Source organism: Acidovorax sp. (assembly GCF_016783915.1).
Taxonomy (GTDB): Bacteria; Pseudomonadota; Gammaproteobacteria; order Burkholderiales; family Burkholderiaceae_C; genus Acidovorax.
In genome coordinates, this window is sequence record NZ_JADHVT010000066.1 from 1 (window position 1) to 22,568 (window position 22,568).

General features: G+C 65.2%; 19 protein-coding genes, 1 tRNA gene and 1 pseudogene. 16 read left to right on the forward strand and 5 right to left on the reverse strand.

Translation table 11 applies throughout. From position 1 onward, the window contains the following. The 5 genes from ISS20_RS13380 to ISS20_RS13400 form a co-directional block, all read left to right on the forward strand. Positions 1-1,011, forward strand: a 1,011-nt coding sequence (locus tag ISS20_RS13380; protein ID WP_291437332.1) for a multicopper oxidase domain-containing protein, incomplete at its 5' end; no start/stop codon positions are given. A gap of 14 nt (positions 1,012-1,025) precedes the next feature. Beyond that, positions 1,026-1,532, forward strand: coding sequence for a cupredoxin family protein (locus tag ISS20_RS13385; protein ID WP_291437334.1), 507 nt, complete (start codon positions 1,026-1,028; stop codon positions 1,530-1,532). 16 nt (positions 1,533-1,548) lie between these two features. After that, positions 1,549-2,103: a DUF411 domain-containing protein gene (locus ISS20_RS13390; protein WP_291437336.1), complete on the forward strand. Its 555-nt coding sequence runs from the start codon at positions 1,549-1,551 to the stop codon at positions 2,101-2,103. Continuing rightward, positions 2,100-2,471, forward strand: coding sequence for a copper-binding protein (locus ISS20_RS13395; protein WP_291437337.1), 372 nt, complete (start codon positions 2,100-2,102; stop codon positions 2,469-2,471). Before ISS20_RS13390 ends, ISS20_RS13395 begins: the two co-directional genes overlap by 4 nt. Positions 2,472-2,547: 76 nt before the next feature. Next, the gene (locus ISS20_RS13400) at positions 2,548-3,555 is read left to right on the forward strand and encodes a P1 family peptidase (protein ID WP_291437339.1); all 1,008 of its coding nucleotides are present in this window, start codon (positions 2,548-2,550) and stop codon (positions 3,553-3,555) included. 32 nt (positions 3,556-3,587) lie between these two features. Here the strand turns inward: ISS20_RS13400 and ISS20_RS13405 are convergent. Then, positions 3,588-3,809, reverse strand: a pseudogene (locus ISS20_RS13405) (tautomerase family protein); the annotation flags it as partial. On the opposite strand from ISS20_RS13405, the gene ISS20_RS13410 reads away from it, so the two are divergent. Beyond that, positions 3,808-4,608, forward strand: a complete 801-nt coding sequence (locus ISS20_RS13410; protein WP_291437364.1) for a LysR substrate-binding domain-containing protein — start codon at positions 3,808-3,810, stop codon at positions 4,606-4,608. The pseudogene ISS20_RS13405 and the gene ISS20_RS13410 sit on opposite strands and share 2 nt — an antisense overlap. Positions 4,609-4,792: 184 nt before the next feature. Beyond that, complete coding sequence (locus tag ISS20_RS13415) at positions 4,793-5,011, forward strand: hypothetical protein (protein ID WP_291437341.1); 219 nt, start codon at positions 4,793-4,795, stop codon at positions 5,009-5,011. Between the two features lie 50 nt (positions 5,012-5,061). Here ISS20_RS13415 and ISS20_RS13420 read toward each other — a convergent pair whose 3' ends face one another. After that, entirely contained in the window at positions 5,062-6,630 is a 1,569-nt protein-coding gene (locus ISS20_RS13420; protein ID WP_291437343.1) for an EAL domain-containing protein, read from the reverse strand. A 247-nt stretch (positions 6,631-6,877) separates the two neighbouring features. Between ISS20_RS13420 and ISS20_RS13425 the strand changes: the two genes are divergently transcribed. The 3 genes from ISS20_RS13425 (at position 6,878) to ISS20_RS13435 (ending at position 9,812) form a co-directional block, all read left to right on the forward strand. Further along, on the forward strand, positions 6,878-7,675 hold the full coding sequence (locus tag ISS20_RS13425; protein ID WP_291437345.1) for a lectin: 798 nt from the start codon (positions 6,878-6,880) through the stop codon (positions 7,673-7,675). Between the two features lie 10 nt (positions 7,676-7,685). Next, positions 7,686-8,183, forward strand: a complete 498-nt coding sequence (locus ISS20_RS13430; protein ID WP_291437347.1) for an EF-hand domain-containing protein — start codon at positions 7,686-7,688, stop codon at positions 8,181-8,183. A 210-nt stretch (positions 8,184-8,393) separates the two neighbouring features. Beyond that, on the forward strand, positions 8,394-9,812 hold the full coding sequence (locus ISS20_RS13435) for a TAXI family TRAP transporter solute-binding subunit (protein WP_291437349.1): 1,419 nt from the start codon (positions 8,394-8,396) through the stop codon (positions 9,810-9,812). A 79-nt stretch (positions 9,813-9,891) separates the two neighbouring features. Here the strand turns inward: ISS20_RS13435 and ISS20_RS13440 are convergent, their stop codons facing one another. Further along, on the reverse strand, positions 9,892-12,426 hold the full coding sequence (locus tag ISS20_RS13440) for a DUF1631 family protein (RefSeq protein ID WP_291437351.1): 2,535 nt from the start codon (positions 12,424-12,426) through the stop codon (positions 9,892-9,894). A gap of 59 nt (positions 12,427-12,485) precedes the next feature. Further along, positions 12,486-14,147, reverse strand: coding sequence for an energy-dependent translational throttle protein EttA (ettA, locus tag ISS20_RS13445; protein ID WP_291437352.1), 1,662 nt, complete (start codon positions 14,145-14,147; stop codon positions 12,486-12,488). Between the two features lie 298 nt (positions 14,148-14,445). Between ettA and ISS20_RS13450 the strand changes: the two genes are divergently transcribed. The 4 genes from ISS20_RS13450 (at position 14,446) to ISS20_RS13465 (ending at position 20,003) form a co-directional block, all read left to right on the forward strand. After that, on the forward strand, positions 14,446-16,239 hold the full coding sequence (locus ISS20_RS13450) for a DEAD/DEAH box helicase (RefSeq protein WP_291437353.1): 1,794 nt from the start codon (positions 14,446-14,448) through the stop codon (positions 16,237-16,239). Between the two features lie 133 nt (positions 16,240-16,372). Beyond that, positions 16,373-16,855 carry a nucleoside-diphosphate sugar epimerase gene (locus ISS20_RS13455; RefSeq protein WP_366828186.1) on the forward strand — a complete coding sequence of 161 codons (483 nt, stop codon included), beginning with the start codon at positions 16,373-16,375 and terminating at the stop codon, positions 16,853-16,855. A gap of 46 nt (positions 16,856-16,901) precedes the next feature. Beyond that, positions 16,902-17,990: an endonuclease/exonuclease/phosphatase family protein gene (locus ISS20_RS13460; RefSeq protein ID WP_291437357.1), complete on the forward strand. Its 1,089-nt coding sequence runs from the start codon at positions 16,902-16,904 to the stop codon at positions 17,988-17,990. A 138-nt stretch (positions 17,991-18,128) separates the two neighbouring features. Beyond that, entirely contained in the window at positions 18,129-20,003 is a 1,875-nt protein-coding gene (locus tag ISS20_RS13465) for a M14 family zinc carboxypeptidase (RefSeq protein ID WP_291437359.1), read from the forward strand. A 190-nt stretch (positions 20,004-20,193) separates the two neighbouring features. On the opposite strand, the gene ybaL is transcribed toward ISS20_RS13465, so the two are convergent. Next, entirely contained in the window at positions 20,194-21,933 is a 1,740-nt protein-coding gene (gene ybaL, locus ISS20_RS13470; RefSeq protein WP_291437361.1) for a YbaL family putative K(+) efflux transporter, read from the reverse strand. Positions 21,934-22,123: 190 nt separating this feature from the next. On the opposite strand from ybaL, the gene ISS20_RS13475 reads away from it, so the two are divergent. Beyond that, positions 22,124-22,200 (forward strand) — tRNA-Arg (locus tag ISS20_RS13475). A gap of 176 nt (positions 22,201-22,376) precedes the next feature. After that, on the forward strand, positions 22,377-22,568 hold a 192-nt coding region (locus ISS20_RS13480; protein WP_291437362.1), incomplete at its 3' end, for an Arm DNA-binding domain-containing protein.

Here is a 22,568-nt window from a genome sequence, read left to right on the forward strand (position 1 = left end):
ATCCACTGGCATGGCCAGCGCCTGCCCAACGGCATGGACGGCGTGGGTGGCCTCACCCAGCCCGCCATCCAGCCGGGCAAGACCTTTGTGTACGAGTTTGTGGCGCGCCGCCCCGGCACCTTCATGTACCACCCGCATGCAGACGAGATGGTGCAGATGGCCATGGGCATGATGGGCCTGTGGATCACCCACCCTAAGGGCAGTCACCCGCAGATTGCCAAGGTGCAGCGCGACTACGCCTTCCTGCTCAACGCCTTCGACGTGGAGCCCGGCAGCATGACCCCCAAGGTCAACACCATGCTGGACCACAACATCTGGTGCTGGAACAGCCGGGTGTTCCCCGCCATCAGCCCGCTGGTGGCGCGGCAGGGCGACCGCGTGCGCATCCGGGTGGGCAACCTCACCATGACCAACCACCCCATCCACCTGCACGGCCACGAGTTTGAGGTGACCGGCACCGACGGCGGCCCCGTGCCCAAAAGCGCGCGCTGGCCCGAGGTGACCACCGACGTGGCCGTGGGCCAGATGCGGCAGGTGGAGTTCATTGCCGACGAGCCGGGGGATTGGGCCCTGCACTGCCACAAGAGCCACCACACCATGGGCGCCATGGGGCACGCCGTGCCCACCATGATCGGTGTGGACCACCGGGGCTTGGTGGGCAAGATCCAGAAGATCGTGCCCGACTACATGGTGATGGGCGAGCGCGGCATGGCCGACATGGGCGCCATGGAAATGCCACTGCCCGACAACACCTTCCCGATGATGACCGGCACCGGCCCCTTCGGCCCGCTGGAGATGGGCGGCATGTTCACCACCCTCAAGGTGCGCGCCGACCAACCCGCAGGCAGCTACGCCGACCCTGGCGACTTCCAGCAGCCACGCGGCACCCAGGCCTTTGAATGGCAAGGCGCCCCAGCCGCCACACCGCGCCCAGCACGCGCCGACATACCGGGCACGGCCCCCGGCGCCGCCAATGCGCGCAAGCCGGCTGCCAGCGGCCACCAACATTGACATTGCCGACCACCATGAAAACTATCAAATTCATAGCTGCCTGGGCAATAGGCACTAGCGCATTCGGCACTTTTTCTGCCTGTGGGCATGAAAACATGCCACACCACGCCTCCACAGCCCCGGTGGTCAAAGAGCAAAAGGACTGGGGCATTGCAGGCGACGCCCAGCAGGTGCGCCGCACGATCACCATCCACATGGGCGACGACATGCGCTTCCGCCCCCGCCACATCGAGGTGCGCGAGGGCGACACCGTGCGGCTGCGCGCCCAGAACAAAGGCCAGGTGCTGCACGAGATCGTGATCGGCACCAAGGCAGAGCTGGACCAGCACGCCGAGCTGATGAAAAAGCACCCCGGCATGGAGCACGACGAGCCTTACATGGCCCATGTGGCGGCTGGCAAGGCGGGCGACATCGTGTGGCACTTCAACCGCGCAGGCAGCTTTGACTTTGCCTGCCTCATCCCCGGCCACTACCAGGCTGGCATGACCGGCGCCATCACCGTGTTGCCCCGCAAACCATAACGCCAGGAGAAACACCATGACCAACCAACGCCCTCGGGCTGCATCCGCATCCGTGTCCCCCCTCCCCAGCCCCGCCCGCCGCCAATGGCTCGCCACCGCCCTGCCCTTGCTGGGTGCGGGGTTGGCTGTCGCTTTGCTGCCGGATGGGACCCGCGCCGCCAACACCACACCCACCACCACCCCGCTGGAGGTATGGAAAGACCCGAACTGCGGCTGTTGCCAGGACTGGGTGGATCACATGCAATCCAACGGTTTTGCCGTGAAGGTGCACGCCACCGGCAACAACGCCGTGCGCGCCCGCCTGGGCCTGCCGCAAAAGCTGGGCTCGTGCCACACCGCATTGGTCGGTGGCTACCTCATCGAAGGCCATGTGCCCGCCAGCGACGTGCGCGCATTGCTGCAGCAAAAGCCCAAGGCCCTGGGCCTGGCCGTGCCCGGCATGCCCGTGGGCTCGCCGGGCATGGACGGCGCCGTGTATGGCGATCGGCGCGACCCGTACGACGTCCTGCTGGTGGCGCACGACGGCAGCACGCGCATCTTCAAGAGCTACAACAAAAAGGCATCGACATGACCAAGCACCTCTTATCCATCCCGCTGGCTGCCAGCCTGCTCGTCTTGGTTGCGGGGCCCGCACTGGCTCAAGCCCCCGCAGGGGCTGCCGCAGACAGCCACAGCAGCCACCACCCCGCAGCCACCGCATCGCCCGCGCAACAGGCAGAGCTGAGCGAAGGCGAAATCACCCGCTGGGACCCGCGCACCCTGCGCCTCACCCTCAAGCACGGCGAGATCAAGAACCTGGAGATGCCGCCCATGACCATGGTGTTCCGCGTGGCGGACGCCGGTGTGGTGGGCGACCTGAAACCCGGCGACAAGGTGCGTTTTCGGGCCGAACAGGTCAGCGGCGCTTATCACGTCCAACGGATCGAGAAAGCACCTTGACCGGTTCAGAACGCAGCACCGGGCCCCTGATGCTGCGCAAGCGCGGCACGTTGCCCGGGCACCATAATCAACGGCCATGAGTTCTCCACACACAATGGCTGGCGATGCCGGCAGCATCACCCGCGTGGCTGGCATCGAGGTCGGCCACTTCACCGAAACCCGCCGCCCCACGGGCTGCACCGTCATCATCACGCGCGAGGGCGCCGTGGCTGGTGTGGATGTGCGGGGTGCCGCGCCCGGCACGCGCGAGACAGACCTGCTCCACCCCTCCAACCTGGTGGACAAGGTGCATGCCATCGTGCTCGCTGGCGGCAGCGCCTGGGGGCTGGATGCCGCCACCGGCGCCGTGCGTTGGCTCGAAGAGCGCGGCGTGGGTTTTGACGTGGCCGTAGGCCGCCTGCCCATCGTGCCTGCCGCCGTGCTGTTCGACCTGCTGGTGGGCGACATGCGCATCCGCCCCGATGCTGCGGCGGGCTACGCGGCGTGCGATGCCGCGTCCACCGCCGACCCGGCCGAAGGTAATGTGGGCGCAGGCACCGGTGCGGCGCTGGGCAAGATTTTTGGCATCCAGCGCGCGATGAAGGGTGGCATTGGTACGGCCTCCGTCACGGTGGATGGCGTCACGGTGGGTGCACTGATTGCCTGCAATGCGCTGGGCGACGTGATCGACCCCGACACCGCCCAGGTGATTGCCGGCGCCCGCACCGACGACGGCCTGCGCTTGCGCGACACACGCCGCGCCCTGCTGCGCGGCGACCCGCCACAGCCCCTGCTGGCGGGCACCAACACCACCATCGGCGTGATCGCCACTGACGCGGTCATTTCCAAGGTGCAGGCCCACCGCCTGGCTGTGGCGGCGCACGACGGGCTGGCGCGCAGCATCAACCCCGTGCACACCATGTCCGACGGCGACACCCTCTTCAGCCTGGGCACGGGCCGCAGCGGCAAGAGCCTGGGCATGATGGTGCTGGCCACCATGGCGGCCGAGGCCACGGCCATCGCCACTGCGCGGGCTGCGCGCGCGGCGCGGTCCATCACCACGGCAGAGGGGCTATACCTGCCCTCGGCCGCCGATCTGGGCTGAAGCGCAAAAAACGGCAGGCTCCGCGCCAGACCTCAGGCGAATTGCGCCAGCCCGTGTCCGAAGGACCAGTTCTCTTTGGCCACCTCAACAATGTTCACGAACACATCTTCAGGCCTGAGGCCTGGCCTTTCACCCAGAAGCTGGGCGATGCGCTGGAACAGCGCCTTCTTCTGATCCAGCGTGCGCGTGTTGTTGGCAGTGGTCTGGACAAACACCAAATCGTAGCCGCGAGCCACCCCCAGGTAGGACGGGCTGGGGAGCTTTACCCGCGCAGTCGAGGCCATGCAAACCAGCCAGGCCGCTGTAAGCCTCAAGCTCAAACGGCTTGAGGACCGGCTGGGCTGCCGGCTGCTGGAGCGCACGCCCCGGTATGTGGAACTGTCGGCGCAGGGCGCCGCCTTCCTCGACCACGCCCGCGCACTGCTCGCGGCACAGGAGCGAGCCGTGGCTGCGCTGAGCGAAGCTCCGCAGCGTTTGACCATCGGCATCAGCGACCATGTGGCTGGGCCTGAACTGCCGGCGTTGATTGCGCGCATGAATGCACAAGACCCCCAGCTGCTGATCGACATCCGGATCGGCTCGTCGGGCGACCTGCTGCAATGCTTTGACCGGCGCGAGCTCGACGCTGCCATTGTCCGCATGCATGTTGGGCGCAGCGATGGCGAAGTGCTTGCCCAAGAGCGATTTGGCTGGTTCGCGGCACCCCACTGGCAACACCGCGCTGGCGAACCCCTGCCGCTGGCCACCCTGGCAGAGCCCTGCGGCGTGCGCGCGATGGCCGGAAAACTGCTGGATGCTGCCGCCATCCCCTGGCGTGAGGTATTTGTGGGCGGTGGCGTGGCTGCGGTGTCTGCAGCCGTTGTTGCGGGGCTGGGGGTGGCAGCACTGGCACCCCGCATGTTGCCCTGGGGCGCGGTGGACGTAGGTGCACGGCTGGGGCTTCCTGCACTGCCGAGCCTGCCAGTGGTCCTTCACAACCGCGCCCAGGAGGGCCGATCACGCAATGCCATCGCGGCACTGTCTGCTGCGTTCAGAAGCGCGGTGCGCGGATAGCGGGGGCGAAGGTCCCGCTGCCCATTGCGGTCAAAAACTTCTTGACGCAAACCGGACCCACTGAAGATCAAGCAGTTGATCCCGGAAAGTGTCGGCCGCGTGGAACATGGCACTGCCCTCGTGGACAAGGCCGGCCACACCATGACAGAGTTGGTTGCCAGCATACGCAACGTATGCCCACCTCATGGGGGAGATCAGTGCTGCCAGCTCTGAGCAGAGTTCGGGGGTCACGCAGGTGGGCGAGGCGGTCACGCTGATGGACCAGGCCACGCAGCGGAATGCGGCCCTGGTGGAGGAGATGGCTGCCGCAGCGCCGAGCCTTCGCGGGCAGGCCGATGACCTTGTGAATGCTGTAGCGGTCTTTCAGATTTACGGCAGCAGATCAGCATTGCTGCTCAAGTGAGCAGGGGCCGCTGAAAAACCCGGCGCAGACCTGAATTGACTCTGGTGGCGTTACCGCTGGCGGGCGGATTTTGCCGCGCGCAGCCCGGCCAGCAACTCCACCAAGGGCATGGCGCGGGCGAAGTTCCAGCCCTGGGCCTGACGCACACCGCGCGCGACCAGGAACTCCACCTGATCCTGCGTCTCCACGCCCTCGGCAATCAACGCCAGCTTGAGTGTGTGGGCCATTTCGATGATGTGGGTGGTGACCGGGCTGATGGCGGCCTGTGCGCCAATACTGGCGATGAAGATGCGATCGATCTTGAGGGTGTCGATATCGATGGACTCCAGCAGGGACAGGCTGGAGTAACCCGTGCCAAAGTCATCCAGCGCAATCGACGCCCCGATCTGCCGGGCCGCCTGCAGCGCGGGCCGCGCGGCCTCGATGTCCACCAGCCCCCGCTCGGTGACCTCCAGCATCAGCGCACCTGCAGGAAACTCCATGGCGCTGAAGCGCCGCTGCAGGTACTGCACGGGCCCGTCGGCCACCAGGTCCTGGGGCGACAGGTTCAGGCTCACATGAAAACCCGGGCTGGCTTTGAGCAGCTCAGGCAGGTCGGCCAGCACCACGTCGATCACGTAGCGCGTGATCGGAGCAATGACACCGGCCTTCTCAGCTTCGGCAATGAATTCGTCAGGAGGCACCAGGGTGCCGTTGCGGCGACGCCAACGCAGCAAGGCCTCGGCACCCACCCATTGGCCTGTCTGCAAATCAACGATGGGCTGGTAGAGGATGAAGAGCTCGCGCCGCCGCAAGGCCGCTCGCAGCCGCACACGCGGCGACAACTGCCACCGGGTCAGTACCGCCACGCCCAGCGCAAACAGGGCGCTGGCCACCAGACCCAGCGGTGCCAGGATCAGCGCCTGGGCCCAGAGCCCGCCATACACCTGGGCCTTGGGGGCTGCAGCAATGGCGGCGATGTTGTTGTCTTTCGCTGCCCGAAAAACGATGTGGTGGGTGTCGCTTTCGACCTGGCTGCTGGCATGAGGGGTGTACAAAGCCAGCCACTGCGGATCGAGCGGGCCTTTGGACCGTATCAGCGCCTGCGGCGTGCTGATCAGCAGCCCCAGAGAGACATCCGCGTGGAGCACCGGCATGTCGATCACGATGCCGGGGTGGATGATCACCGCGTGGCCGTTGCGGGCGTAGATGTTGAAGGGCTGATCATGCGCAAAGGGCAGGCGGGCGCCAATCCAGCTGGAAATCCCGGTGGAGGTGACCATGTGGTTGCCAGTGAGCGGCACCAGGTCGCTGCCCTGGGTGAGCGTGCTGCAGACCAGGGTGCCATCCATCACCGAGCCCATGCCTTGCAGGTAGAACGAGGTACCCACCAGCTGCTGCATGCGCGTGAGGCTGGCCTGGCTGCAGGGTGGGTGCGGGTCCCGTTCCAGCTCGTTGAGCGCAGCCACGAGCTGCTGGCGCGAGGCCACGCCGCGTCGCAGCACCTCATCCGCCAATGAGGTCAGGTAGGCGATCTGATCGTCTTTGGCCTTTCGGTGTGCCACCCACAGGGACGCTGCAATGGGGATCAGCGCCGCCAGCAGCAGTGGGATGGAGGCAACGACATAGAAGCGTTTCATCGGACACCGCAGTGGATGGATAGGACACAGGCAGCCAGAGGGCTGGGCTGCCCCAGCGCACCGCCATCATGCACGAACAGCCCCCCTCCGTTCCAACGGGATTTCAACCGATGGCACCACCTGTAGCCGAGCGCGAAGGCATCAGACCGCCCTATGATGCCAATGGCGGACGGTGCCCTGAGGCTAAGGCCCACACTGCCCCACACCCATCCCTATGGCCCCTTATCGGAACAAGGAGAGTGAACCCATGAGAGACCAGGCCTTTCGGAAACTTGCATGGCTGCTGTGCCTGCCATGGCTCGTGAGCACCCAGGTGGCACAGGCGCAGGACCAGTTGGTGGATTTCCAGTCGAGCGGCGGCTACACCTCCTACCGCCTCGCGGACGATGTGACCCAGGTGGACCTGGTAGAACAAACCCAGGGAGCCTGCCGCTTCAACCGCACCTGGGGTTACGACCTTACCCAACGCGAGCTGTGGACCAATGGTGGCTGCGGCGGCCGCTTCAAGATCACACGCACCTATGTATCCGGGAACAACAGTGGCTCCAATGCCGGTGCGGCTGTGGCGGCAGTGGCTGCCATCGCCGGCATTGCATTGCTGGCCAATCACAACCGGCACGACAACGACCGGCGCCCCGAATACCCGGATTACCCCGGCCAGGGCGGCGACTGGGGACGCGAGATCCGCGTGGACGGCCGCCTGTGCCTGGACGTGAGGGGTGGCAAGTTCCAGCCAGGCACCACACTGCAGGTGTACGAATGCAACGGCACCGCGTCCCAGCGGTTTGCGGTGGGACGCGGCGGCGAGATCCGGGTGCGCGACCTGTGCGTGGACGTGGACCGTGGCGACCCACGGGATGGCGCACGGGTGGTGTTGTGGTCCTGCTCAGGCTCGCGCAGCCAGAGCTGGTCCACCCGGGGCGGGCAGATCGTGAGCCAGCTCACTGGCAAATGCCTGGATGTGGACGCAGGCCAGGTCCGCCAGGGCGCGCACACCATGGTCTGGCCCTGCAACCGCAGCCCCAGCCAACGCTGGTGGTGGTAAGGAGGCTCCCATGCAACGAACCTTTCGAATGATCTACGCAGGCGCCTGCGCTCTGGCGTTGACGACAACGGCCCACACCGCCAGTGCGGCCGACACCCCGGTACCGTCACCCACCACCCCAGCCCGTCCCGCAGCAGCCCACAAACCGGCGGCCTCAACCCTTGCCCACCGGCTGCAGGCCATCTGTTCGGCCGCCGACCTCAATCACGACGGCAGCGTGTCGCTGGACGAGTTTCACCAGGACATCGTGCAGGGCTGGCACAGCCTGGGACCCGATGCTGAGGGCTACGTCCATCTCTCCCAACTGAACCAACTGCCCCGCATCGGCAAAGGCCAGTTGAGACGACTGGCTGCAGCCGACAAGGACGGGGACGGCAAGCTGTCGTTCAAGGAAGTGGTACAGGCACGCATGGCCTACTTCGAGGCAGCGGACGTGGACCAGAATGATGCGCTGTCCCTGCAGGAGTGCATGGCCTACGAACGCCAGCGAAGACGCCTGCAGCAGTAGGCGGCACTGGCTGGCAGTCCGCAGCCCTCCCACGCGACGGACTCAGGGGCGATGCCGAAGGCGATGCTCTGGTAAGAGGCTTTGCGGCGCCTGCCTGGATAATCGCGGGACACGCTGACCGCGTGATATGACACTGGCGCCACGCGGGTGCCATGCTGGTTCATCCTGGCGCACTACCGCCCTGTCTTCGCACCGTTCCTTTCATCCCCCATGCCCCAGGCCTTTCGCAACACCTTTCTCACCCTCCGCGATCTGATTGTGTCGGCCGGCCCCCTCGCCTTCTTGGCGGTAGGGCTGCTGGTGCTGGCGTATTGGTGGCTCAACCCCAATCCTCCCAAGACAGTGACCCTGGCCACTGGACCCGCACAAAGCGCCTACGAGGAGTTTGGCAAGCGCTACCAGAAGGCGCTGGCAGCCGATGGCATTGATGTGGCCCTGCTGCCCAGCGAGGGCTCATCACACAACCTGCAACTGCTGCGCGACGGCCAGGCCGATGTCGCCTTTGTGCAGGGCGGCACGGCCGAACTGCAGCCCGATGACCGGGACAACCTGGTATCGCTGGGCAGCCTGTTTGTGGAGCCGCTGTGGCTCTTCTACCGTACCGACGCAGCAGAGCGTATGCACAACGCACCCCGGCTTGATGGCCTGCGGCAGTTGCGCGGCTGGCGGGTCAATGTGGGGTCGGAGGGCAGCGGCGTGCCCACGCTGATCGAGCGGCTGCTGCAGGCCAACAAGGTGGAGCCCGGGGCAGTCAAGCTGTCGCGCCTGGAGCAGACGCCCGCGACGGTGGAGTTTTTGGCGGGCAGGCTCGACGCACTGGTGTTTGCGTCTGCGCCCGAATCGCTGATGGTGCAGATGCTGCTGCAAACACCCGGCGTGCAGCTGCTGGACTTTGCGCAGCACGAGGCCTATGCACGGCGGTTTCCGTTTCTCACCCCCGTGACGCTACCGCGCGGGGTGGTGGACCTCGCAGCCAACGTGCCTACCAGGGATGTGCGACTGGTGGCAACCACCACCTCCCTGCTAGCGCGCGATGGCACACACCCCGCACTGCTCACCCTGTTTGCCCAAAACGCGCAAAAGCTGCACAGCGGCGCGGGCTGGTTCAACCGGGCGCGTGAGTTCCCCAACACGCGAGGCAGCGAGCTACCAATTGCCAAGGAGGGCGACCGTGCCATGAACGAGCCAGTGCCCATGCTGCAGCGCTACCTGCCGTTCTGGTTGGCCAACCTGATCGAGCGCATGTGGCTGGTGCTGGGTATCTTGCTGGCGATCATGCTGCCGCTGTCGCGGATCGTGCCGCCGCTCTACCAGTTCCGGGTGCGCTCGCGGGTGTTTCGCTGGTATGGCCGCCTGCGCGAGATCGAGAATGACCTGGAGGCGGGCAAAAGCGACCCCGCCACACTGCTGCGCACCCTGGACAACCTGGAAACACAGGCCGAAAAGGTGAGCGTGCCCCTTTCGTATGCCGACGAACTGTATGCCCTGCGCAACCACATCCACCTGGTGCGCAAGAAGCTGTTACGGGCCTCGGAGGGCGGTAGTAGCTCCGCTCACCAAATCACGCCGGGTACCGAAGCGGCTGGCCACGTAACCGGAACGGAAAGCGCCGCAGAAACTGCGCATTGATGAGCGCTGTCACCGCGCAAGGCCGCTTGTGGCCTGCTTTGGCCTGCGGGTGCTGCCCAGGGTCTGCGCCTCTTTACGCTCAGCGATTTTTAGGGGTCTTGGAACCCGAAGACGGAGACAGAGGGGCTGACTTGGAGAGCTGCCCCAGCCTGGAGCTGGACACCGAACGCGAACGGCCGTCGGACGGCGACTTGCGATCTACCCCACCCATCTCTGCCGAGCCCGACGTGCGGGCCACGGTCTTGGCTGGTTTGGGTGGCTGGGCTGGGACTACGCGCAGCGCGCCTTCGGCGGCCAGCTTGTCGCGCATCCGGCGGGTCATGGATTGGGTGCTGGCATCCGGCGCAGTGAACAAAAACAGGGTGCCATGCGGGCTGGCCCAGGTGAGCTGGGTGCGTACCACCCGGCCATTGGTCACCAACTCCACCCAGGCTCCAATGACAAAGTCGGCGTAAGGATCTGGGGCATCCAGTGGGGCCTGGGCACTGTCCTGCGGTCCAAGGGCCGAAGCCTCAGAGGGCTCGAACATTTCTGGCACGGCCTTTGTCGCATCGGGCTCGGCCGCTGGGGCAGGCACGGAGGCCGGTGCCGGCTTTTCGAAAGCTGCCTGGTGCAGCGCCACCAGCCGCTGCAAGAACGCACTGGTCTGCACAGCGGGGTAGTTGATGGTCTTGAGGCCCTTGCGCAGCTTGGCCAGCAAGCCAGGGATTGCCTCGTTGAGCCGGTCGGTCTCCTGGCGCGTGAGGTCGGGCTGTGCAGTCCATAGCAGCACCGGGACCAGGGCCAGGTAACCACTTGGGTCATCGTCCTGGCTATCGTCGCTGCGCATCACCTGCGCCAGCGCTACCACGTCAGCCCAGGGGCCCGCCGCAAAATCCAGCACGTCCGATGGCACCTTGTCTACATCGGGCAGCTTGCGAATGTCGGCTGCGATCTTCTCGGCCAGCAGTTCACGCTGCTCAGCCTGCAATTTGGCTTTTTGTTCGGCCTCCTGCTGGGCCTTGATTTTTTGCTCTTGGGTGTCCCAGGCAGACTGCAGCGCCTTGAGCACGGTGTCGAACGGTCCCGCGTCCTTGACCTCGTGGGCTGACAGGTGGCCCACAGCCTCGGTCACCAGCCGCATGAAACGGCTGAAGCCGGGCTCCGTCTCGGCGGTAAATGCCAGGCTGCGCTGCGTGAGCTCATCCAGCAATCGGCGCGCAGGATGGCTGCTGTCGGTAAAAAACCGGCCGTCGTGGTGTACCAGTTGCTTGAGCGCAGGTTCCAGGCTCTTGACTGCCTGCTGCACAGGGGGCAGCAGGCGGGTATCCTGGGCGATGTTGGCCATCATGCGCCCCACCACCTCCACCGCCATGGCGGTGGACTGGGTAGCTGCCTCCATGGGCATGGCTGCATAGACCACAGGTGCCACGCCAGGCCCACGCCAGCCCGCGAGAGGCACGGGCAACGAACCCGGCTGACTGACTGTGCCGCCATTGGCGAGACGCCCCACAAGACGCTCTAGCTGGGCCATGTCTTCAATGGCTTCGGCCGCCGCGCCCGAGGGGTAATAGCCCCCTGCCAGCGATGACTGGGCGCTGGCGGCGCCCGCGCGGGGGTCCACCCAGCCCGGCTGACCCGAGCCGCTGGGCATGACCACCGCCTGCGCAGGCACTGCGCCATAGACCGGAGGGACAAACGGATCGCCGCCCGCCAGCATCTGGCGCAGGATACCGACCGTGAGCAGCGCCTCTTCGGCGGCATCCACAGGCACCATCGCACCCTGCTGGGAGTCGCCGCTCCATCCGGTACCTGGGCCCACGCCACGCCCATAGCCCGTGTTGCCATAGTCGCCCATGGGCGCGTTCATCGACGGGCCATAGCCGGAATAACCACTGCCATAACCCGTGCCAGGGCCGCCATAACCAGACCCGCCATAACCGGCGCCCGCGCCTGCACCGCGACCGCCACCCGAAGGCGTGCCCAGCACGGCATAGCCCACAGGCTGCACGCCATGCTCGCGCAAGCTCTGGGCGGTTTTTTTGTATTCTTCGGCCAGCAGCTTGCCCAACAGATCGCGCATGTGCTGCATCCACAGCTGTCGGACGTCTGCCGAGACGCCGGTTTCGCCCACCACTTGCTGCAAAGCACGGATGTAGCTCTCGGGCCGCAGGGGGTTGCGCTCGGGTTGAACACTGCGCAAACCTTGCGCAGCGCTCACCAGGGTGTTGAGTTCGGCCAGCACGGCATCGGTGGCATGCAGCGCAGACTGCTGCGCCTTGGACAGCTCCACCTGTGCCTGCATTTCGCTTTCGTCCATCAGCGAAAGCTCGCCAAAATCCATGCCGGTGTCATCGGCCGAGCTGCGCCCCTTGGAGACAGCGGGGCCTTCGGCAAAAATTTCCAGCAGGGCCATGGGGTAGCCCTTGAGCAGTGCTGCCTCGTGCTCATTGAGCAGGCGCAGCGAATCGCTGAGCAAATTGCGCTGCTGGATATTGCGGCTTGCCGACTCCTCGCTGGTCAAGGCACCTTGGGTGACCTTGACGAGCTGCCCCATCAGGGCCTCACCCCCGCGAACGGCGTTGACAACGCAGGCGCGGAAAACGGCTCTCAGACGCGATGCGGGCAGTGACATAGTGGGAGGGAGGAATCGGGCCAGAGGTTTCCAGATGCAATCCTACTTGACCTCAGCCCTTATTTCAGGGCCTTGAAACGCATCCGCTTGGGCTTTGCACCTTCTTCACCCAGTCGCTTCTTCTTGTCGGCCTCGTACTCCTGGTAATTGCCGTCAAAGAACGTCCACTGGCTGTCACCTTCGGCGGCCAGGATGTGGGTAGCGATCCGGTCCAGGAACCAGCGATCGTGGCTGATAACCAACACTGTGCCCGCGTATTCGAGCAAAGCGTCTTCCAGCGCACGCAGGGTTTCCACGTCCAGGTCGTTCGAAGGCTCGTCCAGCAGCAACACGTTGCCGCCAGCGATCAGTGTCTTGGCCAGGTGCAGTCGGCCACGCTCACCGCCCGACAGCATGCCCACCTTCTTTTGCTGGTCACCGCCGTTGAAGTTGAAGCGCCCGGCGTAGGCACGGCTGGCCATGGTGAACTTCCCGATGTTGATCATGTCCAGGCCACCGGAGATGTCTTCCCACACGGTCTTGTCGTCCGACAGGGCATCGCGGTGCTGGTCCACAAAGGCCATCTTCACGGTGGAGCCGATCACCACCTCGCCGCTGTCCGGCTGCTCGCGGCCCGCGATGAGCTTGAACAGGGTCGATTTACCGGCACCGTTAGGGCCGATGATGCCGACGATGGCGCCCGCAGGGATGGTCATGGACAGGTTGTCGATGAGCACGCGATCCCCGAACGACTTGGTGACGTTGTGGAACTCAATGACCTGGGTGCCCAGGCGCTCGGCCACAGGAATGAAGATTTCCTGCGTTTCGTTACGCTTTTGGTATTCGTAGTCGCTCAGTTCCTCGAAACGGGCGATACGCGCCTTGCTCTTGGCCTGGCGGCCCTTGGCGTTCTGGCGCACCCATTCCAGTTCTTTCTTCAGGGCCTTGGCGCGGGCTTCCTCGCCCTTGTTTTCGGACTCCAGGCGGGCCTGCTTCTGGTCCAGCCAGGTGCTGTAGTTGCCCTTGTAGGGGTGGCCATAGCCGCGGTCCAGTTCCAGAATCCACTCGGCCGCGTTGTCCAGGAAGTAGCGATCGTGGGTAATAGCCACCACAGTGCCAGGAAAGCGATGCAGGAACTGCTCCAGCCAGTCCACCGATTCAGCGTCCAAGTGGTTGGTGGGTTCGTCGAGCAGCAGCATGTCGGGCTTGGACAGCAGCAGGCGGCACAGCGCGATGCGGCGCTTTTCACCGCCGGACAGCAGGCCGACCTTGGCCTCCCAGGGAGGCAGACGCAGCGCGTCGGCAGCGATTTCGAGCTGGTGCTCGGAGTCGGTACCCGCCGTGGCAATGATCGCTTCCAGGCGGGCCTGTTCTGCAGCCAGCGCATCAAAATCGGCATCGGGCTCGGCGTAGGCAGCGTAGACCTCTTCCAGCTTGGCCTTGGCAGCAAAGACTTCGCCCATGGCCTCTTCCACGCTCTCGCGCACCGTGTGCTCGTTGTTGAGCTGCGGCTCCTGGGGCAGGTAGCCGATCTTGATCCCGGGCATGGGGATGGCTTCGCCTTCGATTTCCTTGTCCACGCCGGCCATGATCTTGAGCAGGGTGGATTTGCCCGAGCCGTTCAGGCCCAGCACGCCAATCTTGGCGCCCGGGAAAAAGCTCAGGGAGATGTCCTTCAAGATCTGCCGCTTGGGCGGCACGGTCTTGGAGACGCGATTCATCGAATAAACGTATTGGGCCATGGAGGGTTCTAGCTTGCGAAAGTGGGCAGGGAGTCTGCATTCGAGCGGGTTCGGAGGATCATTTGGAGCAATCCCCAAAGACGCCGAACGCGCTCTCAAACCCTAGATTATCGGTCCATGCGACAATACCCCCGTGGTGGGCTCCAGTTGCCCGCTACATCAGCACACTGCTGGGGACGAAGGAAGCCACGCTTCCGGGCTCCCAATCCTGAACCTCATCAGCCTGAGACTGGCTCAGCAACCTCCCGGTTGCACGACAGGCGGATACCCAGCGCCCCGGACGGGCGCATTCAACGACATGACATTTGACGAACTGAACCTGGCTCCTGCCATCCTGAAGGCCGTGCACGAAACGGGCTATGAAACCCCCACGCCCATTCAGGCCCAGGCCATTCCCGCCGTTTTGGAAGGCCACGACCTTCTGGCCGGCGCGCAGACTGGCACCGGCAAGACCGCTGCGTTCACCCTGCCCATGCTGCACCGCCTCTCGCAAGGCGCGGCGCCCAAGAACAAGTTTGGCGGCAAGGGCATCCGTGCCTTGGTGCTGACCCCCACCCGTGAACTCGCGGCACAGGTCGAAGAATCTGTGCGCGAATACGGCAAGTACCTGGACATCAACTCCACCGTGGTCTTCGGCGGCGTGGGCATGAACCCGCAGATCGACCGTATCAAGCGCGGCGTGGACATCCTGGTGGCCACCCCTGGCCGTCTGCTGGACCTGCAGCAACAGGGCTTCCTGGACCTGTCCACCGTGCAGGTGCTGGTGCTTGACGAAGCCGACCGCATGCTCGACATGGGCTTTATTCACGACGTGAAAAAGGTTCTGGCCCTGGTGCCCAAGGACAAGCAAAGCCTGCTGTTCTCGGCCACTTTCAGCGACGAAATCCGCGAGCTGGCCAACACCCTGCTCAAGAATCCCCAAAGCATTCAGGTCACCCCGCGCAACACCACGGTGCAGCGTATCTCGCAGGTGATCCACCCTGTGGGCCGCGGCAAGAAAAAGCAGGTGCTGCTGCACATCATCCAGCAGCACAACTGGAGCCAGGTGCTGGTGTTCACCCGCACCAAGTTCGGCGCCAACAACGTGGCCGAATTCCTGACCAAGAACGGCGTGCAGGCCATGGCCCTGCACGGCAACAAGAGCCAAAGCGCCCGTACGCAAGCCTTGGCGGGCTTCAAGAGCGGCGAGATCCGCGCCCTGGTGGCCACCGACATTGCTGCGCGTGGCATCGACATCGATGACCTGCCGCACGTCGTCAACTACGAAATCCCCAACGTCTCCGAAGACTACGTGCACCGAATCGGCCGCACGGGCCGCGCTGGCGCAACTGGCGAAGCCGTGAGTCTGGTCTGCATGGACGAAGAAGGCTTCATGATGGACATCGAGCGCTTCACCAAGCAGCAGATTCCTGTCCAGGTCATTGAAGGTTTTGGCCCCGAGCCAGGCGAAAAGGCCGAGCCCATCGCCATGGGTCGCCAGACCATCTGGGGCGGCGCAGGCAAGCCCCCGAGCCGTGACGTGATGCAGGCGGCCGCCAAGGCAGCCCGCAGCGAAATGATGGAGCGCATCCGCACCAACAAGGCAGGCCAGGGCGGCGGCCAAGTTGGTGAGCGCGGTCCTCGTGCCGGCAACGGTGGTGGTGGCGGTGGTGGCCGCTCTGGTGGCGGTGCTCCACGCAACACCCAGGGCCCGGCCGGAGGAGGCCGGGGCGGCCAGGGTGGTGGTCGGGGTAGTGCCCGTGACGGAGCAGCCCAGGCACCAGCGCGCAGTCGAGGCCCACGCCCTGAAGGCGGCGGTGGCCATCGCTACGATGACGCACAGCCCCCACGCGCCAATGCGCACCTGGGTACCCATCTGGGTCACAGCAATCCGGGCCACCGCAGTTCGGGCAATGGGGCAGGCGGTCAGCCCGACCCCATGCGCACCAGCGTGGACAGCATGGCTGAACGCGGCCGCCGTGGTGGTGGCGGCGGTGGTTATCGCAACTCTGGAGGTGGCGGCTATGGTGGAGGAACAGGCGCGGGTGGCGGTGGTGGCCGGGGCAACGGGCCTCGTGGGCCAGGCGGTCCTCGCGGCTCTTTTAACCGCTGATACGCGCAAAGCGTCCCCTGCCAACACAGCGGACGCAGCGGGCGTCACCGTCCATGTGCTGCACGCCAAGGGGCGGCGAGCCCCCGCGTTGAACCATCCCCGCCTGCAGTTGCATGCGGTGGATTTTGGGGCGATGCCCGCTTTGCCGCGGGCCGACGATGTCTACATCACCCTGGGCACCACCATGGCTGCAGCCGGCAGCCAGAGCGCGTTCCGTGCGGTGGACTATGACGCCGTGATGGCCACCGCCCGCGCGGCGCGCGCAGCGGGCGCCACCCGCTGTGGCGTGGTCACTGCCATGGGGGCCAATGCGCAGTCGCGCATTTTTTACAACCGCGTCAAAGGCGAGGTCGAGCGCGACCTTCAGCAGCTGGGTTTTGAGACGCTGGTCATTGCACGCCCATCCCTGCTGATAGGCGAACGCCGGGTGCTGCAGCAGGCCCACCGGCCCGCCGAGTCTCTGTCGCTCACGCTCTTTCAGTGGTTGAACCCGATCCTGCCCGCTAACTACCGTGCCCGCCCCGGGGCGGAGGTGGCCCGTGCGCTGGTCCATGCCGTACAGTTGGGTCGGCCCGGGCTGCAAGTGCTGTCCGGCCGCGCGCTGCAGACCAGTTGATCCGGGGCTGCGGCCCTCGTGACCCTGCCGACGCTGCACGCCTTTCATGCGCCCCAACGAACTCCCCCAACCGCTGGACACCCTGATGGTGGCCACCTGCAATGTGCTCAACCTGGCCAACCCGGGACGTCTGTTCTACGAGAACCAGGACCCCTATAGCCAGACCGAGTTTGAACGCAAAATCACCTGGCTGGGGGAGCGCTTTCGGGCACTGAACGCCGATGTGCTGGCAGTGCAGGAGGTCTGGGACGATGCAGCCTTCAAAGGGGCGCTGGGTCGGGGTGGCTTGCGCTACGACGTTGTCACCGTGCCAGGGGCAGAGAACAACGACACCCAACAGGGCGCGCAAGGCACGCCCCGAGTGGGCCTGGCCACGCGGCTCAAGGTCGAGGCACTGCAGTCCTTTGCCGACTTCCCACCGGGCTTTCAGGTGGATGTGCCTGGCATTGGCCAACACACGCGCTTCGAGCGCCCACCCCTCGTGGCCACGTTGCGGATGAAGCATGGCCAAACCCTCAACGTCCTTACCGCGCACCTCAAATCCAAGCGCCCCAAATTTCTGCAGGACGCATTGGGCCAGCCTACGGAGGACCGGGACGACCGCAAGGTGGTCGCACTGGCATCGCTGCGCTCGCTGATCATGCGCGGCGCCGAGGCCATGGCGCTGCGGTGCCTGGTGATCGACCTGCTGCACCGCACCAGCGTGCCCCTGGTGGTGCTGGGCGACTTCAACGACACCCCCGACAGCGTGACCACGCAATTGATCTGCGCCACCACCGACATCGCCTACGACCGGTCAGCCCGTGATGTGGCCCTGTTCAATGCGTACGACCTGCAGGGAGATTTCGCCTTGAAAAAGGACGTGGCCTACTCCCACATCCACCAGGGCGCGCCCTATGTGCTGGACCAGATCCTGGTCAGCGAAGAGTTCCTGCCCAATGGGCGCAACAGCGTGGGCGATGTGCGCCGGGTGGATTATTTCAACGACCACCTGCATGAGGGACGCGACCGCACGCGCTCGGACCACGGCTTTGTGCGCGCCTTGCTGCGCCTGAAACTGCCCAGTTCTCCTCTGGCCCAGAGCATCTCGCCGCCGCCGACCGACGTTAGCGCACCCAGCGACGTCCCTCGCTGATCACTGCGGCAGCCCACGGCGCCACGGGTTTGCAACGGGATGTACGCTGACAAGGAGAGGCGGGTGCGCACAGGTAACATCCACGTACAAAGCGCCCCACTCGCCCCACACCAGGGGCTCTCTCTGGCAGCCCACACCATGACCCAGCACAATTTCCTGCGCCGCAGCGCCGATACCACCCCGCTTTCCCGTCTTGAACCACGGATTGCGCGCTGGGCCGCCCCGGCCACGCTGGCAGCACTGCTGCTGACGGCCTGCGGCAGCACCCCGCTGCCCCCTTGGCCATCCACCCCCACTGCCCAGCAGCGCAGCGCCCCCGCGCCACTGCCGCGCGTACAACAAGGTACGGTAGTACCCGCACCGCTGGGACAGCAAACGCCCTCGCAGCTGCCGCCACAACGGGCTGCCGTGGTGGCCAGCCCCCTGCCCCCGTCCGCGCCGCTTTTGGTGCGCGACGAGGCGCCCATGGCGCCGCCCTATGGCGATGCGGTGGCCGCGCGGTTCCCCAACCCTTCTGTGGTCTACAGCACACCCGGCCTGGGTGCCGACCGCAGGGCCTTCACCACCAATGCCGAGCTGGGCCAATGGCTGCGCGGGCTGAGCGACGGCGTGCCCCGTCGCGGCACACGCGCGCAGTTGCTGCAGATTGGCACCTCGCAACGCGGCGAGCCCATCCAGGGCCTGCTGCTTACCCGTGCCCCAGGCACAGACCCTGCCAGCCTGGACAAGAGCGGCCGCCCCACCGTTGTGCTGATCGGCCAGCAGCATGGCGACGAACCCGCAGGCAGTGAGGCACTGCTGGTCATCGGCCGTGAGCTGGCCCAGGGCCTGCTGGAGCCGTTGCTGGACCGCATCAACGTGGTGGTGGTGCCCCGCGCCAACCCCGATGGCGCCGAGGTGGGCACCCGCGTCACCGCCAATGGCGTGGACCTGAACCGCGACCACCTGTTGCTCAACACGCCCGAGGCCCGCGCCATTGCGCAGGTCATCAACGACTACCGCCCCATCCTGGTCGTGGACGCCCATGAATACACCGTGGTGGGCCGCTACCTGCAGAAGTTCAACGCCATCCAGCGCTACGACGCACTGCTGCAATACACCACCACTGCCAACTATCCGGAGTTCCTCACCAAGGCATCGCAGGAATGGTTTCACCAGCCCATGGTGGCGGCCCTCAAGGCCCAGGGCCTGACGAGTGACTGGTACTACACCACCTCGACCAACCTGCAGGACAAGCGCATCTCCATGGGGGGCACTCAGCCCGACACGGGGCGCAACGTCCATGGCCTCAAGAACACGGTCAGCCTGCTGATCGAGACCCGTGGGGTGGGCATTGGTCGCATGCACATCCAGCGCCGCGTGCATGCCCAGGTCACCGCCATCACCAGCGCGCTGCGGACCACCGCCGAGCGGGCGGCCAACCTGGAGCAGGTACGCTCGTTCGTGGCCCGCGACGTCAGCGCCCTGGCCTGCCGCGACCAGGTGGTTATTGAAGCGGAGGCCACGCCCACCCAGCGTGACCTGGATTTTCTGGACCCCGAGACGGGCGCGGACCGTAGCATCCGCGTTGACTGGAACTCATCGCTGACGCTGCGCAACACCAAGGTGCGTGCGCGACCCTGCGGCTACTGGCTGTCGTCTGACGCCCGCGCTGCTGTGGAACGCCTGCGCCAATTGGGCATCCAGGTCATGCGAGTGGGAGAGCCTGGTTCCGTCCTGGCCGAGAGCTACCGCGAAACCGCGCGCGAAACAGGCAACCGCCAGGACGTGATCGGCACCATCGCAGGTAGCGGCGATATCGTTCGCGTGCAGGTTTCCACCCTGCGCAGCGCCATTGATGCGCCCGCTGGCAGCTTCTATGTGCCCCTGAACCAGCCGCGAGCCAACCTGGCCGTGGCCGCGCTGGAGCCCGACACGCAGAACAGCTACTTTGCCAACCACCTGATCCAGGAACTGGGCCAAAGCGCTCGCGTGATGGCCGTGCCATCCCTGGTGTTTGAAGAAACGGATTGACCAAAGCCCTACGGCAAGCTCCTGCATGGCGCAGGGGTGGGGGTTGTCCCACATATCGCGCAGATGGGACACCCCGCTTGTAAGCCACCCAGAATGTGCAACGCGCTAGCAACCGCAGGCGCCAGATTGCTATCAATTAGATAGCTATCCAGGCATGTTCTTCTAGCGCAACAGGCAGATTTCCTTCAAATCACGCCGATCCATGCAGAGGTACGGGCCGGGTGGCAGCGGCTTGGCGGACCCGCGCTCGCTCCAGCACATGGCGCGACATCGCCTGTGCCAGGGCTTCTTCTGCCAGGAACACCACAGCATGGCTGCACTCCCGCACCAGCCGCTGGGCCTCGTCCTCGTTGTGGCTGCGCACCACGATGTCGATCCCCGGGTTCAGGGTCTGCGCCGTCTCGATCATCTGGCGCACCTGCAGCGCATCCGGGGTGGCGACCACCAGCATGGCGGCCCGCGCAATGTGGGCCTGGATCAGCACGGCAGGCTCCACCGCGTCTCCAAACACGGCGGCCACACCATCGGCCCGCAAGGCTTCCACCAGTTCACGGTTCTGCTCCGCCACCACAAAGGGAATGTCATTGGCCGCCAGCGTTGCCGCCACGCGCCGCCCTACCCGGCCATACCCTACCAGCACCACCTGCCGCGCGAGGTAACGCGAATCGGTGCTCGTTGGCAGTTCGGCCAAAGGGTCATCACGCTGCTCCAGCCGCCGTGCAAGCGCCGATCTGGCGCGCAGCCAGTCCTGCAACGGGGCAATGGCACGGAACAACAACGGGTTGAGCGCCATGGAGAACAGGGCGCCCGCCAGCACCAGGCTGGCCCCCTCCGGCGGCAGCAGCCCTAAAGAGGACCCCAGTGCGACCAGAATGAACGAGAACTCACCAATTTGCGCCAGGCTGGCCGACACAGTGAGCGCGGTGTTGAGCGGGTAACGGAACGCCAGCACCAGGCCCGCAGCGGCCAACGTCTTGCCCAACATGATGATGGCGACTACTGCCAGTACCTGCAGCGGGCGCTCCCACAAGACCGCAGGATTGAACAGCATGCCGACCGACACAAAAAACAGCACCGCAAAGGCATCGCGCAGAGGCAGCGACTCATGCGCCGCGCGGTGGCTGAACTCGGACTCGCGCATGACCATGCCTGCAAAAAATGCCCCCAGTGCAAACGACACGCCAAACAGCTCGGCCGATCCGAATGCAATGCCCACTGCTGCCGCCACCACACACAGCGTGAACAGTTCACGCGACCCCGTACGTGCCACCTGCCACAACAGCCAGGGAAACAGCCTGCGTCCGACCAGCAGCATCAGAGCCACAAACCCGCCCACCTGCAGCAAGGTCCAGCCCAGCGTACGCCACAGCTGCGCTGCGTCCAGCCCCGCCCCCATACCACCTCCCAGCCATCCCCCCAGCGGCGGCAGCAGAACCAATACCAGCACCATGGCCAGGTCTTCCACCACCAGCCAGCCAACCGCGATGCGCCCGGTGTAGCTGTCCAGAATGCCCAGGGTCTCCAGCGCACGCAGCAGCACCACCGTGCTGGCCACAGAGAGCGCAAGGCCGAATACCAGGGCACCACCCACGCCCCAGCCCCACCACAAGGCCAGCCCCATGCCCAGCGATGTCGCCACGATCATCTGCACCACCGCGCCTGGCACAGCAATCTTGCGCACGGCCATCAGATCGCCCCACGAAAAATGCAGGCCCACGCCAAACATCAGCAGCATCACGCCGATCTCCGCCAACTGGCTGGCCAGAGCCGCATCTGCGACAAAACCGGGAGTGAACGGGCCGATGGCCACCCCCGCCAGCAGATATCCCACCAATGCTGGTAACCGCAGACGGGCAGCCAGAAAGCCCAACACCAACGCCAAGCCAAGGGCAGCAGCAATGGTGTGGATCAGCGTGACGCTGTGCGGCATGGCAAATGCTCCAGTGAGGCGGGCAGCCAAGGGGGATGACCCGGTTATAACCGCATCGCCATCCCTGGCGCAAAATCGATCCTGCCGGGCCGCCAAGAGCGTTGGTCAGGGCGGGTATGATTAGTGCCCTGCATCACGCAGTTGCGGACACTCCGCAAGCCGGCCGGCCACACAGTCGGCCAACACCAATCTGCCCGTAGCTCAACTGGATAGAGCAATAGCCTTCTAAGCTATAGGTCGGGGGTTCGAGTCCCTCCGGGCAGGCCAAATAGACGTTTCACGCCGACTCAGAACAGATCACAAACCCGCATGCCTATTGGCATGGCGGGTTTTTTGTTGTCTCACAGGGTCTCACTACGTACCATGACATACCAACAAAATCATGGTACTTCTGCTGGTATCTCGACATAGCGACACCACAGATACCAACAACAAGGGCGCGCATGCTAACCGACACTTTCGTGAAGAGCGTCAAACCGACCGGCTCTCCCACGGGCGAGAAACATTCCGATGGGCACGGCCTGTACCTTCTTGTCAAACCTGCGGGGCGGTACTGGCGCCTGAACTACCGCTACATGGGCAAGCAAAAGACGCTGGCCCTGGGCACGTACCCCGAGGTCTCGCTTGCGCAGGCA

Excerpts from the sequence above, each read along its gene's own strand:
- ISS20_RS13385 (WP_291437334.1), top strand. The coding sequence starts at position 1,026 with ATGAAAACTATCAAATTCATAGCTGCCTGGGCAATAGGCACTAGCGCA.
- ISS20_RS13390 (WP_291437336.1), top strand. The coding sequence starts at position 1,549 with ATGACCAACCAACGCCCTCGGGCTGCATCCGCATCCGTGTCCCCCCTC.
- ISS20_RS13395 (WP_291437337.1), top strand. The coding sequence starts at position 2,100 with ATGACCAAGCACCTCTTATCCATCCCGCTGGCTGCCAGCCTGCTCGTC.
- ISS20_RS13400 (WP_291437339.1), top strand. The coding sequence starts at position 2,548 with ATGAGTTCTCCACACACAATGGCTGGCGATGCCGGCAGCATCACCCGC.
- ISS20_RS13415 (WP_291437341.1), top strand. The coding sequence starts at position 4,793 with ATGGGGGAGATCAGTGCTGCCAGCTCTGAGCAGAGTTCGGGGGTCACG.
- ISS20_RS13420 (WP_291437343.1), bottom strand. The coding sequence starts at position 6,630 with ATGAAACGCTTCTATGTCGTTGCCTCCATCCCACTGCTGCTGGCGGCG.
- ISS20_RS13425 (WP_291437345.1), top strand. The coding sequence starts at position 6,878 with ATGAGAGACCAGGCCTTTCGGAAACTTGCATGGCTGCTGTGCCTGCCA.
- ISS20_RS13430 (WP_291437347.1), top strand. The coding sequence starts at position 7,686 with ATGCAACGAACCTTTCGAATGATCTACGCAGGCGCCTGCGCTCTGGCG.
- ISS20_RS13435 (WP_291437349.1), top strand. The coding sequence starts at position 8,394 with ATGCCCCAGGCCTTTCGCAACACCTTTCTCACCCTCCGCGATCTGATT.
- ISS20_RS13440 (WP_291437351.1), bottom strand. The coding sequence starts at position 12,426 with ATGTCACTGCCCGCATCGCGTCTGAGAGCCGTTTTCCGCGCCTGCGTT.
- ettA (WP_291437352.1), bottom strand. The coding sequence starts at position 14,147 with ATGGCCCAATACGTTTATTCGATGAATCGCGTCTCCAAGACCGTGCCG.
- ISS20_RS13450 (WP_291437353.1), top strand. The coding sequence starts at position 14,446 with ATGACATTTGACGAACTGAACCTGGCTCCTGCCATCCTGAAGGCCGTG.
- ISS20_RS13455 (WP_366828186.1), top strand. The coding sequence starts at position 16,373 with ATGCCCGCTTTGCCGCGGGCCGACGATGTCTACATCACCCTGGGCACC.
- ISS20_RS13460 (WP_291437357.1), top strand. The coding sequence starts at position 16,902 with ATGCGCCCCAACGAACTCCCCCAACCGCTGGACACCCTGATGGTGGCC.
- ISS20_RS13465 (WP_291437359.1), top strand. The coding sequence starts at position 18,129 with ATGACCCAGCACAATTTCCTGCGCCGCAGCGCCGATACCACCCCGCTT.
- ybaL (WP_291437361.1), bottom strand. The coding sequence starts at position 21,933 with ATGCCGCACAGCGTCACGCTGATCCACACCATTGCTGCTGCCCTTGGC.